We start from the raw sequence: 16,458 nt of genomic DNA, 5'->3' as shown, positions 1-16,458 counted from the left end.
CACGTCAAACGGGTCTTGCGACGGGATGGGTCGTAAGTTAACTTAGGCTTACCTAATTCGCCTTAAGGAGTCCGATGCTTTCGCTGAGCCACCCCGCACCGACGACCGCGGAACGCATCCGCAGCGCCTGCGCCAAGGCCGCCGGCGCGCTCCTGGCCATCGAGGGCGCGGATCCCATCGCCACCCCGGTGCACCACCTGCTGGCCGACGGATCCTTCGCGGTCGTCCTCCCGGCCTCGCGCGACTGCCTGATCTCCGGATCGCAGGCGCTGCTGGAGCTGACGGACTATGCGCCGCTGCCGGTGCGCGAGCCGGTCCGTTCGTTGGTGTGGGTGCGCGGCCGCCTGCAGGAGGTTCCGGACGACGCGGTGACCGACACGCTGGACCTGATCGCCACCGAGGACCCGAATCCGGCCTTGCTAGAGGTGGAGACCCCCCGGTCGGCGGCGTGCGCGGGAGGGCCCCGGTACCGGTTGCTGCGACTGGAGATCGACTCGGTGGTCGTCACCGACGCCACCGGCGCCGAGCCGGTCAGCGTGGCGGATCTGCTCGCCGCCCGTCCCGACCCGTTCTGCGAGATCGAGTCGAGCCTGCTGTGGCACCTCGACACTGTCCACAACGACGTCGTCGCGCGGCTGGTGTCGAAGCTGCCGCTGGGCGTGCGCCGCGGCCAGGTTCGTCCGCTCGGACTCGACCGATACGGCGTGCGGTTCCGCATCGAGGGTTACGACGGCGACCACGACGTCCGGCTGTCGTTCCACAAGCCGGTCGACGACATGACGGGGCTGCGCCAGGCCATCCGGGTGTTGATGGGTTGCCCGTTCATCAATGGGCTGCGAGCCCGCCGGTAGTCCCTGCACGTACGTTATCCGGGTGAACGGCGACCGCTCGCCCCAACGGCCGGTGCCGCCGCGCCGGCCCGAGCCGCCGCAGGCGATCCGTCGTGCCGTCGGGCCGGCCGCCGACCCGCCGACCACCCCGCTGCGGCGGCCCCCGCCACCACCCGCCCCGGCACCCCCGTCGGCTCCCCCGCCACGGCCGGTCGGCCCGAGGGCACGCCGCAAGCGCGGCCGGCGCCGCTGGGTCCGGGCGGTGGCGCTCACCGTCTTGATCGGTGCGCTGCTCGCTGGCGCCGGGATCGTCGGCGGAGGCATGTGGTTCGACACCGCGCTGCGCCGCGAACAGGCGCTGACCGACTATGTCGACCGGCCCGCGGCCGGCCGCGGGACGAACTGGCTGATCGTCGGCTCGGACAGCCGGCAAGGCCTCACCGCCGAGCAGCAGCAGGACCTGGCGACCGGCGGCGATGTGGGCAGCAGCCGAACGGACACGATCCTGCTGGTACACGTGCCCGAGTTCCGGTCGAGCACACCGGCGGCAATGGTGTCGATCCCGCGCGATTCGTATGTGCCGATTCCCGGCCATGGCAAGGACAAGGTCAACGCGGCGTTCGCGATCGGCGGGGCGCCCCTGCTGACCGAGACCGTCGAGCGGGCGACGGGATTGCGCCTCGATCACTACGTCGAGATCGGATTCGGCGGATTCGCGAACGTGGTCGACGCCCTGGGCGGCATCACTGTGTGCCCGACCGCTCCGATCAACGACCCGTTGGCCGGCATCGACCTGCCGGCCGGCTGCCAGAAACTGTCCGGCCGCGACGCCCTGGGGTACGTCCGGACGCGGGACACCCCGCGCGCGGATCTGGATCGGATGGCCAACCAGCGCGAGTTCCTGTCGGCGCTGCTGCACCGCGCCGCCAGCCCGGCCGTGTGGCTCGACCCACTGCGCTGGTACTCGGTGCCCCGCACGGCCGCGGGCGCGATGACCGTCGATCGGGGCGACCACGTGTGGGATCTGGCCCGGCTCGGCTGGGCGCTGCACGGGCCGACGACCGCGCTGACCGTCCCGATCGGCGAGTTCACCACCGGCGACGCCGGCGCGGTGGTGGTGTGGGACCACGATGCCGCCGGCAGGCTGTTCGACGCATTGGCCTCCGACGGGCCGGTGCCGGGCTGATCAGATGCTGCCGTCGGCGGCGCGCGCCCGCTGCAAATAGGCCTTGGTGCGACCCGGGTGGTGGGTGGCCAGCCAGGCCACGCCGACATCGCGGCAGAAGTCGATGTCCTCGTACTCGTCGACGTTCCAGCAGTAGACGGCCCTGCCCTGGGCGACGGCGCGGTCCACCAGTTGCGGATAGTCCTTCAACGTCGCCAACGACGGCCCGACGGCGGTGGCGCCGACGGCCGTGGCCGCGCTGCTCGCCAAGTACCGAGCCGTTTTGCCGAGCAACACCGTCGGCAGCAACGGCGCGGCCCGCCGGATGCGCCAGACCGCCGCCGCCGAAAACGACATGACCACCGCGCGGGAGCGGTCGGCGGATGCGGGCGCGGCTATGCCGTAACGATGGAGCAGGGCCAGGAGCTTGTTTTCCACCAGCGAGCCGTACCGGACCGGGTGCTTGGTCTCGACGAAGATCTTGACCGGCCGGTGCCAGTCCAGGACGAGCGAAACGAGGTCGTCGAACGTCAACAGGCTGGTGTCGCCGTGCGTGCCGTCCTCGCGCCAGCTGTCGTGCCAGGCGCCGTATTCGAGCTCGCGCAGTTGAGCGAGCGTCATCGTGCTGACCAAACCGGCTCCCGTCGAGGTCCGGTCCAGGCGGCGGTCATGAACGCAGACGAGGTGGCCGTCGCGGGTCAGGCGCACGTCGCATTCCACGCCGTCGGCGCCCTGCTTGAGCGCGAGATCGTAGGCAGCCAAGGTGTGTTCGGGACGGGCGGCCGAAGCTCCGCGATGGGCAACGACAAAGGGATGCCCGGCGAGCACCTCGTCGGCCCACGTCATATCCCTATGCTGCCGGTTCCTGCCCCTCCAACTCAACCGGAGCGCTCGACGGACGGCCTGCGGGACGGTCCGGTTCGACGATCACCCAGCGGTGCGCGGGGCGGGCTACCGGTTTGCGCTCGAAGCCTTCGAATACCCGGGCGATCGCGGCCACGGTGACGGCCGCGAACAGGTAGGCGAAAACCATCAGCACGGTGTTGTTCGCGATGCCCTGGGCGTCGGTGGCGAAGCTGGTGCAGATGGCGAAGATCGAAACCAGGTAGCTGACCAACCACGCGATCCACCACTGCACGATCGGTCGTTGCGCCCGGGCGTAGTGCTCTTCGACGGTCGCCAGTTCGATGACGTACACCGGCGCCCACAGCAGGTTCGCGAACGGCGCCAAGCAGCCCGCCCACAGCGCCCGGACGGAACGCGGCTCCGGCAGCCCATGGTGCGCGAACGCGGCGGCCCGTCGCGCGATCAGCCACCGGACCAGCACGACCCCGGAGACGATCACCGCCGCGATCGCCACCACGCTGGCCAGCACCCCCAGCCAATCGGCGATGACGGCGACGACCGAGTTCAGCAGGGTGTTCCGGTTGTACACCAACAGCGCATACCGTGCGACGTACACCAGCGCAGCCGCGCTCAGAATCAGCACGCTCAAAAACAACGTGGTGCGCACGAGCGGCGCGGATGGCCCTGTCTGGGAAGGCTTTTCGGCCGCCGCGGCCGGCGCCTGGTCGATGCGGTCCGCCAACCCCCAGCGCGGGATGACGGCGTAGCGTGGCGTGGGTCCCAGGAGCCGACGTCCGCGCCGCTGCGGCGGCGCGGCGCCGGGACGCACCGCGATCCACCGGAATCCGGGCGGCAGGCGCGGCGCCGTGAGCTGCCACGCTGGAGCCGCGGGCGGCCTGGGCGGCGGCGGGCTGCCCGCGGCACTCCATCGCGGGTCGGCTGACGGTGTGTCCGGCAGGGGCGCCATCAGCGCCCCGCGGCAGCGTGGGCACCAGTCGCGTCGCCGGTCGCGCACGTTCCATCGCGTGCCGCACTGGGAGCACACCTGAATCACCGGACCAGGGTAGCGCTGGCGACAATGCAGGCCGCGCAAGCCGCCGGTGGGGGCCTCAAGGGGTTGCGGCAACACCAACAGTTGCATATGGCTATCCACAGTTTCCACAGGTTTATCCACAAATGGACCTTGGGTATGCACGGCATCGACACGGCCTTTACCGACTGTCGCGGACCGCATCTGTGGATAACGCGCGGGTGGTACGGTTGTGCCATAAACAGCCCCGTCGGTCACCAGAGCGAAATGCATTGCCCCGCTAAGCACCCTCAGATCAGCCCGTCGGGATCGCTGGTGCGCTCCCGCTCCGCGCTTCTCCGGCACGCGGTTACCCAGTGCGTTTTCCAACCGCAGTGCGAGGGGTTATGATCACCGTCACGAAAAATCGTTGTGACTCACCTCACTTGGGCGAGGTGGACGTGCAGGTGAAAGGCGCTTGATGGCCACGCATTCGTTTGGTCCGGGTTCGCCGGCCCCGTCGAACTCGTATTCCGGCTCGCCTGCCTGTAATCACAGCTATAGCGTCGCCGCCTTGCGCGCCGCGCTGGTCGCGCTGGCGCTGCTCGCCGTCCTCGTCGTCATCGTCTTGTCTTGAATCAACACTCGCCGGGTACCCCTCGCTAGCGGCCGTTCTTGCGGCGCGCGCGGTCATGGAGCAGGGTTGATTACGGCTGGCCGCCGCGTGGCAGCCCCGCGCAGGAGCGCCAAGACGATAACCGAAGAAAGGAATGCAGTGGCTGTATACAACTTGCCGGACTTGGATTGGGATTACGGTGCGCTGGAGCCGCACATCTCCGGTCAAATCAACGAACTTCATCACGACAAACACCACGCCACCTACGTCAAAGGCGCCAACGACGCCCTGGAGAAGCTCGAAGAGGCGCGGGCCAAGGGAGATCACGCCGCGATCCTGTTGAACGAGAAGAACTTGGCGTTCAACTTGGGTGGTCACGTCAACCACACCATCTGGTGGAAGAACCTTTCCCCGAACGGCGGTGACAAGCCGACCGGAGAGCTCGCCGCGGCGATCGACGACGCGTTCGGGTCATTCGACAACTTCCGGGCGCAGTTTCATGCCGCTGCCACCACCGTGCAGGGGTCGGGCTGGGCGGCGCTCGGCTGGGACACGCTGGGTAGCAAGCTGCTGATCTTCCAGGTGTACGACCACCAGTCGAATTTCCCGCTCGGGATCGTGCCGCTGCTGCTGCTCGACATGTGGGAGCACGCTTTTTACCTTCAGTACAAGAACGTCAAGGTTGACTTCGCCAAGGCGTTCTGGAACGTGGTGAACTGGGCGGATGTGCAGGACCGCTATGCGGCCGCGACCTCCAAAACCCAGGGACTGATCGCCGGCTGACTTCATCTCGAAAACGGCGGGAGCGTCGCGCGGATCGCGCGGCGCTCCCGTCGTTTATCGGGCGTGAAATTGGGCACTTTGAAAACATGTACGCCAGTGCCCGTGTCGGGTTGCAAGGCGCCGAAGGCGCAGGCATGCTTAATTATTCGAGCTACCAGCGTGGTTATTCGGAACGAGGCGTCGCGCGGAGGTCGAGATGGAAACCGGGTCGGATCGACCGATAGGGGTAGCACCCTTCCATGCCCGCGGTGCCCTTAAGGGGTTCGTGATCTCCGGGCGTTGGCCCGACTCGACGAAGGAGTGGGCCCAACTGCTGATGGTGGCGGTCCGGGTCGCGTCGCTGCCCGGATTGCTTTCCACCACAACGGTGTTCGGTGCCCGCGAGGAGCTGCCCGACGAGCCCGAGCCGGGCACCGTCGGCCTGGTGCTGGCCGAGGGCACCGTCTTTGGCGAATCCGCCATCCAGCCAGGGTATTTCGCGGACCATCAGCCCCCTGCATTGCTGATGCTGCATCCGCCGTCGGAAACGACGCCCTCGTTGCCGGAGTGCAACGGGGCCGCGTCCGGGTGCGTGCTCTTGCCTGGACTGCCGTACCTCGGACTGGAGCACCGGGCCGCGTGGGTGGAGGCGGAGGCCGACGGAACCATCACGTCAATGGTGAGCCGGGTGGGCGTCGACCCGATCAGCCATCCGGACACGGCGATCCTGGCGATGCTGCTTGCCGCGTAAGGGAATTCAAATCGCAGAATACGGCTGGCCGAAATCGGCCGCCGTCCTGGCGCTCGCCCCACCCGCCCGCTAGCCTGTGAACCGTTAGCGAAGGGGAGTAGCCCCGAATCGTCGAGTCGACATACTGGCGCATAGCCCGGCCGGCGAGCCGGTCCCACGGGTCCGGCGGGCGAGACCTTCGACCGATGTTCGGTGACCCGTACGGCACCGACGACGTGTCGAAAGGTCGCCTGCCATGCTCGCCGCCACGCTCTTAACACTCGGGGTGGTTTTCCTCGCCGAACTCGGCGACCGGTCCCAGCTGATCACCATGACCTTCGCGCTGCGCTACCGATGGTGGGTGGTGCTCACCGGCGTGGCGATCGCCGCCTGCCTGGTGCACGGGGTGACGGTGTGGATCGGCCATTTCCTCGGCACCACTCTCCCTGCCCGCCCGATGGCGTTTGCGTCGGCGATCGCGTTCCTGATCTTCGCCGTGTGGGCCTGGCGGGAGGGCACGGCCGGCGGCGAGACGGTCTCGACGAAGGGGGAATCCCGCTTCGCCCTGCTGACCGTGGTGTCCTCCTTCGTGCTCGCCGAGCTGAGCGACAAGACGTCGCTCGCGACCGTTTCGTTGGCCAGCGATCACGACTGGACCGGCGTCTGGCTCGGCTCCACCTTGGGGATGGTTCTTGCCGACGGACTGGCGATCGCGGCTGGGACGTTGCTGCATCGGCGTCTTCCCCAGCAGCTGCTGCACGCGATGGTCGGGCTGCTGTTCCTGTTGTTCGGCCTCTGGATGCTGTTCGACACCGCGCTGGGACTGCGCTCGGTCGCCGTCGCGGTGACCGTCGCCGTCGCGTTGGTCGCCGCTACCGTGGCCGCGGCGCAAACTCTGCGGCGGCGCCGGAAAGAGGCCGCACCCGCCGGGGGGTCACCGGACATCGGCTAGAGTGCCGTCGGCGCCCCTTCCCTACGCTGTCGCGACCCCGGAAACGCCCCAGGGGTATGTTCCGGGGGCAATTAGGTGCACCCGCGCCCCGTTTTGCGGGCGCGTCACCGACTTGACAGCAAAGGATGTCAGCGACGGCCGGGCGTCGCGCGCTGGTTGCCGTGCAATCGCCTAGCATCCCCGGTCGAGGCGCGCGACCACTCGAGGGGCCGCCCGCCCGCCACGTCGGGCCCGACCCCGAACGCTGCGGATAACCTGTGAGTTTCGGTTATTTTGTGGACACCCCAGCGAATTAGTTAGACGCTCGTCAAGTGGGTATTCGGCAGCTGTCAGCAATGCCGGTACCCAACCACCCGGGGTTTGCACCTGGATGCGGCCCGAAACCGCAGCTACGATGATCAGCAAATACACCTCGGCAATAGTTCACTTCTACAGCCAAGTGGAGGTCATATCGATGAGCACGACGTTCGCCGCCCGCCTGAATCGCTTGTTCGACACGGTGTATCCACCAGGGCGCGGGCCGCACACCTCGGCGGAGGTGATCGCGGCACTCAAGGCGGAGGGCATCACGATGTCGGCTCCCTACCTGTCCCAGCTACGTTCGGGCAACCGCACCAATCCTTCGTCGGCGACGATGGCCGCCCTGGCCAACTTCTTCCGGATCAAGCCGGCCTACTTCACCGACGACGAGTACTACGAGAAGCTCGACAAGGAGTTGGCCTGGCTGGCGACGATGCGCGATGACGGTGTGCGCCGCATCGCCCTGGCCGCGGTCGGGTTGTCCCCGCAGGCGCAGCAGGACGTTGTGGAGCGGGTCAAGGAGCTGCGCCGCGCCGAACACCTGGACGCCTAGCGGACGCTGGGGCCCGCCCCCGACCTGAACGGCTGTCGTCGGCGCATGCCGATTAGGGTTGGCTTTCGGATCGCGCACACGCGAGCGATGGACGACGAAGCCAGCGAGATTATCGGGAGGCGGCCGGCAATGGGCCTGTTCCGCAAGCGAAAGAGTCGCGCGACGCGTCGCGCCGAGGCCCGAGCGATCAAGGCCCGCGCCAAGCTCGAGGCCAAGCTGGCCGCCAAGAACGACGCCCGCCGGCTCAAGGCCGACCGGCGCGCCGCCGAAAAGGCCCTCAAGGCACAGATCAAATCGCAGCGGGACAGCGACCGCGCGGCGTTGAAGGTCGCCGAGGCCGAGCTCAAGACCGCACGGGAGGGCAAGTTGCTGTCGCCGACTCGGATCCGCCGGGTGCTGACCGTGTCTCGGCTGCTCGCGCCCATCCTGACGCCGCTGATCTACCGCGGCGCCATGGCCGCCCGCGCGGTGATCGACCAGCGGCGCGCGGATCAGCTGGGCGTCCCGTTGGCGCAGATCGGCCAGTTCTCCGGGCAGGGCGCCCAGCTGTCGGCCCGGATCGCCGGGTCGGAGAAGTCGCTGCGGGTGGTGCAGGAGAAGAAGCCCAAGGACGCCGAGACCAAGCAGTTCGTCAGCGCTATCACCGAACGGCTCAGCGACCTCTCGGCGGCCGTCACCGCCGCGGAGAACATGCCGGCCGCGCGACGACGGTCGGCGCACGCGGCGATCTCGTCGCAGCTCGACGGCATCGAGGCGGACCTGATGGCGCGCCTCGGACTGACGTGACCGTCGCGCGCGTCCTGATCGCGGTCGCAGCGCTCTATCTCGCTTCGGCGGTGGGCATCCCGGCGGCGTGGGCGCACGTGCACGCCAGCAGCGACAACCCGGTCCGCGGTGCCATGGCAATCGTCACCTTCCAGGTGCCCAACGAGTCCAACACGGGTGCGGCGACCACCGCGCTGACCGTCGGCCTGCCCAACGTGGCCGCGGCGAGCACCGAAACCGTTCCCGGATGGACGGCCAGGCTGGACCGCGACGCGGCGGCCGGCACCGTCCGCTCGGTGACCTGGACCGCCGCGCCCAACGCCGGGATCGGACCGGACCAATTCGCGCTGTTCCGGATCTCGGTGCAACTGCCCGACTCCGACACCGTCAGCTTCCCGGCCACCCAGACGTATTCCGACGGCACGGTCGTGAAGTGGGACCAGCCGCCGCTGCCCGGCGGCGGTGAGCCGGAACACCCGGTACCCGCGTTGACGCTCGGCGCGACGGCCGGGGCACCGCACGAGCACCACCACCCCGCGGCGGCCGCGCGGCCGACGTCATCGGACACCACCGCGCGCGTGCTGGGCGGCGCGGCGCTGGCGCTGGCCGTCCTGGGCGTGGCCCTCGCCGTGGTCCGCCGCCGGGCATGACGCGCCGGGCGCTCGCCGCCTGGGCAGGCCTGCTGCTGGCCGCCATGATGTCGACCGCGATCTTCACCGCCCAACCGGCGTCCGCGCACGCGGCGCGATTGTCCGCCGACCCCGCGGACAATGCGGTTCTCACGACCGGTCCCGCCCGGGTGACTGCGACGTTCAACGAGCGGTTGCAGACGACGTTCGCGGCCATGACGGTCGTCGGACCCGACGGCAACCAGTGGTCGAGCGGGGAACCCAGCGTGCAGGGCGCGGTCGTCGGCGTCGGCGTGCGGCCGCTCGGCCCGGCCGGGACCTACACGGTCAATTACCGCGTGACGTCCGCGGATGGCCACGTGGTGTCGGGGTCCTGGTCGTTTCGGCTGACGGTCCCCGGCACCGGAACGCCCGGACCGCCCACGGCGGGCCCCGACGGCGGCGGGGGCATTCCGGCATGGCCGTTCGCGGTGGCGGCCGTGGCCCTGGTCGCCGCAGGCGGCTGGTGGGCGGTGCGCCGCAGACCCTGAGCGCCCTGGCCGACGAGGCGTTCCCGCGCCTCCTGGCATGATGGGACGCAAGCAACCCGGCCCGCGCGAAAGAACTCTAGAGAGCTGCAAAGGAGCGGCCGCATGGCAGACCCGCAGGACCAACCCAACAGCGAACCCGACGGCGCTTCGACACCACCGGAGAAGAAACCTCCCGCCAAGGCCGCCAAGAAGGCGGCGAAAGCGCCCGCTAAAAAGGCACCTGCGAAGAAGGCACCGGCGAAAAAGGCGGTTGCCAAAAAAGCGCCCGCCAAGAAGGCCCCCGCCAAAGCTGCGCCGCCGGCGCCGCCCCTCGGCATACAGCAGCGGATCGAGACCAACGGTGAACTCGCCGCTGCCGCCAAAGATGCTGCCGCACAAGCAAAATCGACCGTGGAAGGCGCCAACAACCCCGTCGCGCCCCAGGCCCCGCCGGCCGCGCCCGGCCAATCCCCGGTGCCGCTGATCGTGGCCGTGGCGCTCAGCCTGCTGGCGATCCTGCTGATCCGGCAGCTGCGGCGCCGCTGAGGTGGCGGTGTCATTTCGGCCGACCGCCGACCTCGTCGATGACATCGGCCCCGACGTACGCAGCTGCGACCTTCAATTCCGCCAGTTCGGCGGCCGCCCGGAATTCGCCGGGCCCATCAGCACCGTGCGCTGCTTCCAGGACAACGCGTTGCTGAAGTCGGTGCTCTCGGGGCCGGGCAACGGCGGGGTACTCGTGATCGACGGCTCCGGTTCGCTGCACACCGCGCTCGTCGGCGACGTCATCGCCGAATTGGCCCGCTCCAACGGCTGGGCCGGCCTGGTCGTCAACGGCGCCGTGCGTGACGCCGCCGCGCTGCGCGGCATCGACATCGGCATCAAGGCGCTGGGCACCAATCCCCGCAAGAGCAGCAAGACCGGGGCCGGGGAGCGCGACATCGAAATCAGCCTCGGCGGAGTGACTTTCGCGCCCGGCGATATCGCCTACAGCGACGACGACGGCATCGTCGTCACCGCGGCGGCGCGCTAAACCGACACGACTGCGGGGTTTTTGGCGAACCGCAGGCCCTCGTCGGCGATCTTGCCGCGGCGGATCAGCCGGATGTCGCGCACGTAGTTCTGGTTCAACCGCCATGGCGTGCGTGAACCCTGCTTGGGCAACTCGTCGAGGGAGCGGAGCACGTAGCCGGGAGTGAATTCCATGAAGGGACGCTCTTCGACGTCGGAACCCGGGTGCTCGACGACCACGGTGTCAAAGCCGTTGTCGTCCATGTAGTTCAGCAGCCGGCACGCGAACTCGGACACCAGGTCGGCCTTCAGCGTCCACGACGCATTGGTGTACCCGACGGTGTAGACCATGTTCGGCAGCCCGGACAACATCATGCCCTTGTAGGCCATCGTCTTGGTCAGGTCTACCGGCTGCCCGTCGATGGTCACGGTCGCGCCGCCGAACAGCTGCAGGTTCAAACCCGTTGCGGTGATGATGATGTCGGCGGGCAGCTCCTGACCAGAGTTGAGCCGGATGCCGGTCGGGGTGAATCGGTCGATGGTGTCGGTGACCACGTCGGCCTTGCCCTTCCGGATGACGCGAAAGAGGTCGCCGCTGGGGACGAGGCACAGCCGCTGGTCCCACGGGTTGTAATGCGGGCCGAAGTGCTTCTGCACGTCGTACCCCTCGGGAAGCTGGCGCTGCACAAAGCCGAGCAGGATCTTTCGCATCCGCTTCGGCCACTTCTGACAGGCCGCGTAAAGCGCCGCCTGGCGCAACACATTCCGCCAGCGAATCGCGGTGTACGCCTGCTTCTCCGGCAGCAAGCGGTTGAGCCGCTCGGCCAACTTGTCCCGCTTCGGCTGCGAGACGATGTAGGTCGGTGAGCGCTGCAGCATCGTGACGTGCTTGGCACCCGACTCCGCCATCGCCGGAATCAGGGTGACCGCGGTCGCGCCACTGCCGATCACGACGACGTTCTTGTCCGTGTAGTCGAGGTCCTCGGGCCAGTGCTGCGGGTGGATGATCGGGCCCTGGAAATCCTCCGAGCCGGCGAACTTCGGCGCGAACCCCTGTTCGTAGTTGTAGTAGCCACTGCACAAGAACAGGAACGTGCACGTGATTGTGCTTGGCGCGCCGTTGTTTTCGACCTGCAGCGTCCAGCGGTTCTCCGCGTTGGACCAGTCGGCGCTGACCACCCTGTGGTTGAGCCGGATGTGCTTGTCGATGCCGTACATTGCCGCGGTGCCCTTGACGTAATCGAGGATCGGCCCGCCGTCGGCGATGGCCTGGCGCTCGGTCCACGGACGGAAGCGGAAACCCAGCGTGTACATGTCCGAGTCGGAACGGATGCCCGGGTAGCGGAACAAATCCCAGGTGCCCCCCATGGCCGCGCGCTTCTCCAAAATGGCGTAGCTCTTGGTCGGGCAGCGGTCCTGCAGGTGCCAGGCGGCGCTCACGCCGGAGATGCCGGCTCCCACAATGACGACGTCGAGGTGCTCAGTCATGTGGCCACGCTATCAACACAGTGTTGAGGTGGTCAACAGTGTGTCGAAACTTTCAACTCCATGTAAAGTGGCGGCCGTGACTACCGCCGGAACAACCCGCGCGCTCCGCGGTCGCCGCGCCCTGCGCACCTCGGGTGACGACCGTGAGCAGGCGATCCTGGCGACCGCCGAGCGGCTGCTGGAGGAGCGGGGGTTCAGCGGCATCTCGGTCGACGACCTGGCCAAGGGCGCCGGCCTTTCGCGGCCGACCTTCTATTTCTATTTCAAGTCCAAGGAGGACGTGCTGCTCTCGCTGCTCGAGCCGGTCATCGCGCGCGCCGACTCCGAGTTCGACGGCGCCGTGCAGCGCCTCCCCGAGGATCCCCGCCGCGTGTGGCGCAACGGCATCAAGGCGTTCTACACGGCGTTCAGCACGCACCGGACGCTGGCGCGCGCCGCGACGGAGGCGCTGGCCACCAGCTCCGAGCTCCGGTCGGTGTGGCTGGGATTCATGCAGAAATGGATCGACCAGACCGCGGCGATGATCACCGCGGAGCGGGCGCGCGGCGCCGCCCCGGAGACCATTCCCGCCGCCGACCTCGCTACGTCGCTGAACCAGATGAACGAACGCACCATGATGGCCGCGCTGGCGGCGGAGAAGCCGGCCGTCGACGAGGACCGGGTCGTCGACACCCTCACCCACATCTGGGTCACCAGCATCTACGGCCAGACCGGTTAAGCCGTCGGACCGCCGTGCGAACATATGTTCGTGCGGTGCGATGCGTCCATCCTGCACGCGGACCTGGATTCGTTCTACGCGTCCGTCGAACAGCGCGACGACCCGACGTTGCGCGGCCGGCCGGTGATCGTCGGCGGCGGCGTGGTGCTGGCCGCGAGCTACGAGGCCAAGGCCTACGGCGTCCGCACGGCGATGGGCGGGTCCCAGGCGCGGCGGCTGTGCCCGCACGCCGTCGTCGTGCCGCCCCGGATGAACGCCTACAGCCGCGCCAGCGACGCTGTGTTCGAGGTGTTCCGTGACTGCACACCGGTCGTGGAGGCGCTGTCGGTCGATGAAGCGTTTCTGGATGTCGGCGGGCTGCGCCGGGTCTCCGGCACCCCCACCCAGATCGCGCACCGGCTGCGGGCCGACGTGCGCAGTCGCGTCGGGCTGCCCATCACCGTCGGGATCGCGCGGACGAAGTTCCTCGCCAAAGTGGCCAGCCAGGAGGCCAAGCCCGACGGGCTGCTGCTGGTGCCGCCCAATCAGGAGCTGGCGTTCCTGCGCCCGTTGCCGGTGCGCCGGCTGTGGGGCGTCGGCGCGGTGACCGCCGAGAAGCTGCATGCGCACGGCCTGGCGACGGTCGCCGACGTCGCCGAGCTCAGCGAGTCGACGCTGGCGTCACTGCTGGGGCCCGCGATGGGCCGCCAGCTGTATGCGCTGTCCCGCAACATCGACCGGCGCCGGGTGACCACCGGGGTGCGACGGCGGTCCGTGGGCGCGCAGCGGGCGCTGGGCCGCGCGGGCAATCGCATGTCGGCCGCCGAGGTCGACGCCGTGGTGGTGAACCTGATCGACCGGATCACCGCCCGGATGCGCACGGCGGGCCGCACCGGCCGCACGGTGGTACTGCGCCTGCGCTTCGACGACTTCGGCCGGGCGACGCGCTCGCACACCTTGCCGTGGGCCACCTCGTCGACGCAGCCCATCCTGGCCGCCGCCCGCCAGCTCGTCGCGTCCGCGGCGCCCCTGATCGCGGAGCGCGGGCTGACGTTGGTCGGCTTCGCGGTGTCGGGCATCGATCGCAGCGGCGCTCAGCAGCTGACGCTGCCGTTCGGCGAGGACGCGGGCCGACTCGAGATCGACGACGCGATCGACCGGGTGCGCCGCCGATACGGCAAATCCGCTCTCACTCTCGCCGTATTGGTCGGCCGTGACCCAGGCTTTGAAATGCCCCATCTCCCCGACTAATTGTGCTTCTACGGCGCGGAGTCATTTCTGCCTATGTAGCCACGACATATGCGCCTCGGCGTCGATTGCCAGTTTGCCGTTGAACGTGAGCGTCGCCGGTCGTCAATACCGCAGCAGTGCGGGGCCCAAAAGTCAAAAAGGTGGGGGCTCCGCGGGTGCCTGCTTTATTTAGGGCTTCACGCAACGAACCATCAGCCGACGCGATCCGGCATTCGTCACGCGCCGGCCCAGTTCATTTGAGCCGTGCACTGCCGCAAGTCGGCCATTTCGCGAACCGTCCATGCGACCGCGGTGCCACAACAAATTCGACGCAGTTTGCTACGCGAAACTGCTTCCAAACTCCCAACTGAAAGCGTAGATTTTCGGCTACCCGTAGATCTTCGTGGCAGTTCCCTGTGTCAAAGGAGCCGTGCATGTCGTTTGTCCTGATATCTCCCGAAGTCGTCACCAGCGCTTCGTCGGATTTAAGCGAGATCGGATCGGCGATCAAATCCGCCCACGCGGCGGCGGCAGGCTCGACGACATCGGTATTGGCCGCGGCCGAGGATGAGGTTTCGGCGGCGATTTCTCAGGTGTTCGGCGGTTACGCCCAGGAGTTTCAAGCGCTCAGCGCCCAGGCGACGCTTTTTCATGATCAGTTTGTGCAGTCGTTGACGTCGGGGGTGGGGCAGTATTCGGCCACGGAGGCGGCCAACGCGGACCCGCTGACGACATTGCTCGGTGAAATCCAGAGCCTCGGGTTGCCACCCGGGCCGGTCAAGCTGCTGACCGGACGGCCGCTGATCGGCAACGGCGCCAACGGTGCGCCGGGCACTGGGCAGGCCGGCGGCGACGGCGGATGGCTGATCGGCAACGGCGGCAACGGGGGATCCGGCGGGCTCGGGCAGGCGGGCGGGGCCGGCGGGTCGGCGGGCCTGTGGGGCCGCGGCGGTGACGGCGGGGCCGGCGGAAACGGCAAGCCCCTCACCAGCCCCGCAGGCGGGAACGGCGGGGCGGGAGGAGCCAATGGTTGGCTCGGCGGCGGTCCAGGCGGGGCAGGCGGCGCCGGCGGCGCTGGCATCACTGCCGCGTTCGGCGGCGGCGGGCATGGCGGGGACGGCGGCGCCGGCGGGGCCAATCGACAGCTGTTCTCGCTGAACGGCGGCGTCGGCGGGGCCGGCGGGGCGGGCGGGGCAGGGGGGTACGGCGGAGTGCTCCCACCTGGTCCCGTAGTCGGTCAAGGCGCGTCTGGCGGGCATGGCGGAGCCGGCGGCCACGGTGGGGCCGGCGGCGCGAACCTGGCGCTGCTCGGCGGGCATGCCGGGGCGGGCGGACCGGGCGGCAACGGCGGCCTGGGCGGCTCCGGCGGCACCGGCGCGGACGGCGTCAACAACCTACCCACCCTTCTCGGTGGCAGCGGGGGAATCGGTGGCGATGGCGGTGATGCCGGTGCCGGTGGGGCCGGCGGCACCAATGGAGCGTTCCTGCTCGGGCAGGTCGGCGCCGGTGGCCAAGGCGGCACCGGGGGCGACGGGGGCACCGGCGGCACCGGTGGCGCCGCGGACGGCGCCCTGGCCAAGGGTTATGCCGGCCAAGGCGGCCAAGGTGGGCATGGCGGCGCCGGTGGCGCGGGCGGCAACTCCAGCGGCGGAATCAACGGCACCGGCGGCGGCGGGGGCCACGGCGGCGCCGGCGGCAGCGGCGGTCAAGGCCAAACCGACCCGGTCAGCGGCAACGAGGTCTTCGCCGGCGGCGGGGGTGGCGGTGGTGCCGGCGGCACGGGCGGCCACGTCGGTGCCGGCGGGCTCGGGGGCGGCAGCGGCACCGGCGGCGACGGCGGGACCGGCGGCCGCGGCGGCATCGCCTTAACGACGGCTGGAGGTCTCCCCCAGGCTGTGGGAGTCGGCGGTGAGGGTGGCAGCGGCGGTGCCGGCGCAACCGGCGGCGGATCAGGCGGCGCCGGCGGCGGCGGAGGTGCGGGCGGTACCGCGATAATGACCAACGCCGCGGGCGGCGGCGGGGGCGGCGGCGGCGGCGCGGCTACCGCCAGCGGCACCGCTGGAGATGGAGGCGTCGGCGGCTCCGCGTTAAACCTCACTCAGACCGCTGCGCTTAGTTTCGGGGGAAGCGGCGGCGGCAACGGCACCGGCGGCGGCGGTGGCGGCGCCGCGGTCGCCAACGCGAGCTCCTTCCCCGGCAACGTCGGCACAGACGGTGCCGCCGGGGGGACGGGCGGCATCGGCGCCAACAACGGTGTATTCCATAACAGCGGAGGTGACGGGGGCACCGCTGGCGTTGGCGGCTCCGGCGGGCACGGCGTGGTTCTTTCCAGCAATGACGGGGGCACCGGGCAGCCCTAACCAAGT

At 69.3% G+C, this 16,458-nt stretch carries 17 protein-coding genes and 1 pseudogene; 15 read left to right on the top strand and 3 right to left on the bottom strand.

What is annotated here, in order from left to right; genetic code table 11:
- Positions 1-74: 74 nt before the first annotated feature.
- On the top strand, positions 75-851 hold the full coding sequence (locus AC5Y4S_RS24870; protein ID WP_500035249.1) for a DUF2470 domain-containing protein: 777 nt from the start codon (positions 75-77) through the stop codon (positions 849-851).
- A 22-nt stretch (positions 852-873) separates the two neighbouring features.
- The gene (locus AC5Y4S_RS24865; RefSeq protein ID WP_500035248.1) at positions 874-2,016 is read left to right on the top strand and encodes an LCP family protein; all 1,143 of its coding nucleotides are present in this window, start codon (positions 874-876) and stop codon (positions 2,014-2,016) included.
- Here the strand turns inward: AC5Y4S_RS24865 and AC5Y4S_RS24860 are convergent, their stop codons facing one another.
- The gene (locus AC5Y4S_RS24860; RefSeq protein WP_068103366.1) at positions 2,017-2,841 is read right to left on the bottom strand and encodes a glycerophosphodiester phosphodiesterase; all 825 of its coding nucleotides are present in this window, start codon (positions 2,839-2,841) and stop codon (positions 2,017-2,019) included. It abuts the gene before it with no gap.
- A gap of 4 nt (positions 2,842-2,845) precedes the next feature.
- Entirely contained in the window at positions 2,846-3,895 is a 1,050-nt protein-coding gene (locus tag AC5Y4S_RS24855) for a DUF4328 domain-containing protein (protein WP_500035277.1), read from the bottom strand.
- Positions 3,896-4,331: 436 nt separating this feature from the next.
- On the opposite strand from AC5Y4S_RS24855, the gene AC5Y4S_RS24850 reads away from it, so the two are divergent.
- From AC5Y4S_RS24850 to rraA, 10 genes and pseudogenes are all read left to right on the top strand, one after another.
- Entirely contained in the window at positions 4,332-4,487 is a 156-nt protein-coding gene (locus tag AC5Y4S_RS24850) for a hypothetical protein (protein WP_173817455.1), read from the top strand.
- Between the two features lie 138 nt (positions 4,488-4,625).
- Positions 4,626-5,249, top strand: a complete 624-nt coding sequence (locus AC5Y4S_RS24845; RefSeq protein WP_499878193.1) for a superoxide dismutase — start codon at positions 4,626-4,628, stop codon at positions 5,247-5,249.
- A gap of 196 nt (positions 5,250-5,445) precedes the next feature.
- Positions 5,446-5,979: a peptidase gene (locus AC5Y4S_RS24840; RefSeq protein ID WP_067150612.1), complete on the top strand. Its 534-nt coding sequence runs from the start codon at positions 5,446-5,448 to the stop codon at positions 5,977-5,979.
- A gap of 235 nt (positions 5,980-6,214) precedes the next feature.
- Positions 6,215-6,880, top strand: a pseudogene (locus AC5Y4S_RS24835) (TMEM165/GDT1 family protein); the annotation flags it as partial.
- Positions 6,881-7,364: 484 nt separating this feature from the next.
- Positions 7,365-7,763, top strand: coding sequence for a transcriptional regulator (locus AC5Y4S_RS24830; protein ID WP_500035247.1), 399 nt, complete (start codon positions 7,365-7,367; stop codon positions 7,761-7,763).
- A gap of 129 nt (positions 7,764-7,892) precedes the next feature.
- Complete coding sequence (locus AC5Y4S_RS24825; RefSeq protein WP_500035276.1) at positions 7,893-8,549, top strand: DUF6474 family protein; 657 nt, start codon at positions 7,893-7,895, stop codon at positions 8,547-8,549.
- Positions 8,546-9,178, top strand: a complete 633-nt coding sequence (locus AC5Y4S_RS24820; RefSeq protein ID WP_500035246.1) for a YcnI family protein — start codon at positions 8,546-8,548, stop codon at positions 9,176-9,178. The genes AC5Y4S_RS24825 and AC5Y4S_RS24820 overlap by 4 nt, the downstream gene beginning before the upstream one ends.
- Positions 9,175-9,687 carry a copper resistance CopC family protein gene (locus AC5Y4S_RS24815; protein ID WP_500035245.1) on the top strand — a complete coding sequence of 171 codons (513 nt, stop codon included), beginning with the start codon at positions 9,175-9,177 and terminating at the stop codon, positions 9,685-9,687. The genes AC5Y4S_RS24820 and AC5Y4S_RS24815 overlap by 4 nt, the downstream gene beginning before the upstream one ends.
- A 102-nt stretch (positions 9,688-9,789) precedes the next feature.
- On the top strand, positions 9,790-10,212 hold the full coding sequence (locus AC5Y4S_RS24810) for an Rv3852 family protein (RefSeq protein WP_500035244.1): 423 nt from the start codon (positions 9,790-9,792) through the stop codon (positions 10,210-10,212).
- 1 nt (position 10,213) lies between these two features.
- The gene (rraA, locus tag AC5Y4S_RS24805; protein ID WP_500035243.1) at positions 10,214-10,699 is read left to right on the top strand and encodes a ribonuclease E activity regulator RraA; all 486 of its coding nucleotides are present in this window, start codon (positions 10,214-10,216) and stop codon (positions 10,697-10,699) included.
- Here the strand turns inward: rraA and AC5Y4S_RS24800 are convergent.
- Positions 10,696-12,165: a flavin-containing monooxygenase gene (locus AC5Y4S_RS24800; RefSeq protein ID WP_500035242.1), complete on the bottom strand. Its 1,470-nt coding sequence runs from the start codon at positions 12,163-12,165 to the stop codon at positions 10,696-10,698. The genes rraA and AC5Y4S_RS24800 overlap by 4 nt on opposite strands.
- Before the next feature lie 76 nt (positions 12,166-12,241).
- On the opposite strand from AC5Y4S_RS24800, the gene AC5Y4S_RS24795 reads away from it, so the two are divergent.
- From AC5Y4S_RS24795 to AC5Y4S_RS24785, 3 genes are all read left to right on the top strand, one after another.
- The gene (locus AC5Y4S_RS24795) at positions 12,242-12,883 is read left to right on the top strand and encodes a TetR/AcrR family transcriptional regulator (RefSeq protein ID WP_500035241.1); all 642 of its coding nucleotides are present in this window, start codon (positions 12,242-12,244) and stop codon (positions 12,881-12,883) included.
- A 24-nt stretch (positions 12,884-12,907) separates the two neighbouring features.
- Positions 12,908-14,113 carry a DNA polymerase IV gene (dinB, locus tag AC5Y4S_RS24790; RefSeq protein ID WP_500035240.1) on the top strand — a complete coding sequence of 402 codons (1,206 nt, stop codon included), beginning with the start codon at positions 12,908-12,910 and terminating at the stop codon, positions 14,111-14,113.
- A gap of 413 nt (positions 14,114-14,526) precedes the next feature.
- Positions 14,527-16,452 carry a PE family protein gene (locus AC5Y4S_RS24785; RefSeq protein ID WP_500035239.1) on the top strand — a complete coding sequence of 642 codons (1,926 nt, stop codon included), beginning with the start codon at positions 14,527-14,529 and terminating at the stop codon, positions 16,450-16,452.
- Positions 16,453-16,458 lie beyond the last annotated feature (6 nt).

This window comes from Mycobacterium sp. NGS64 (assembly GCF_059812245.1).
Note: the sequence above shows the minus strand (reverse complement) of the source record. Positions and strands in the feature narration are given on the sequence as shown.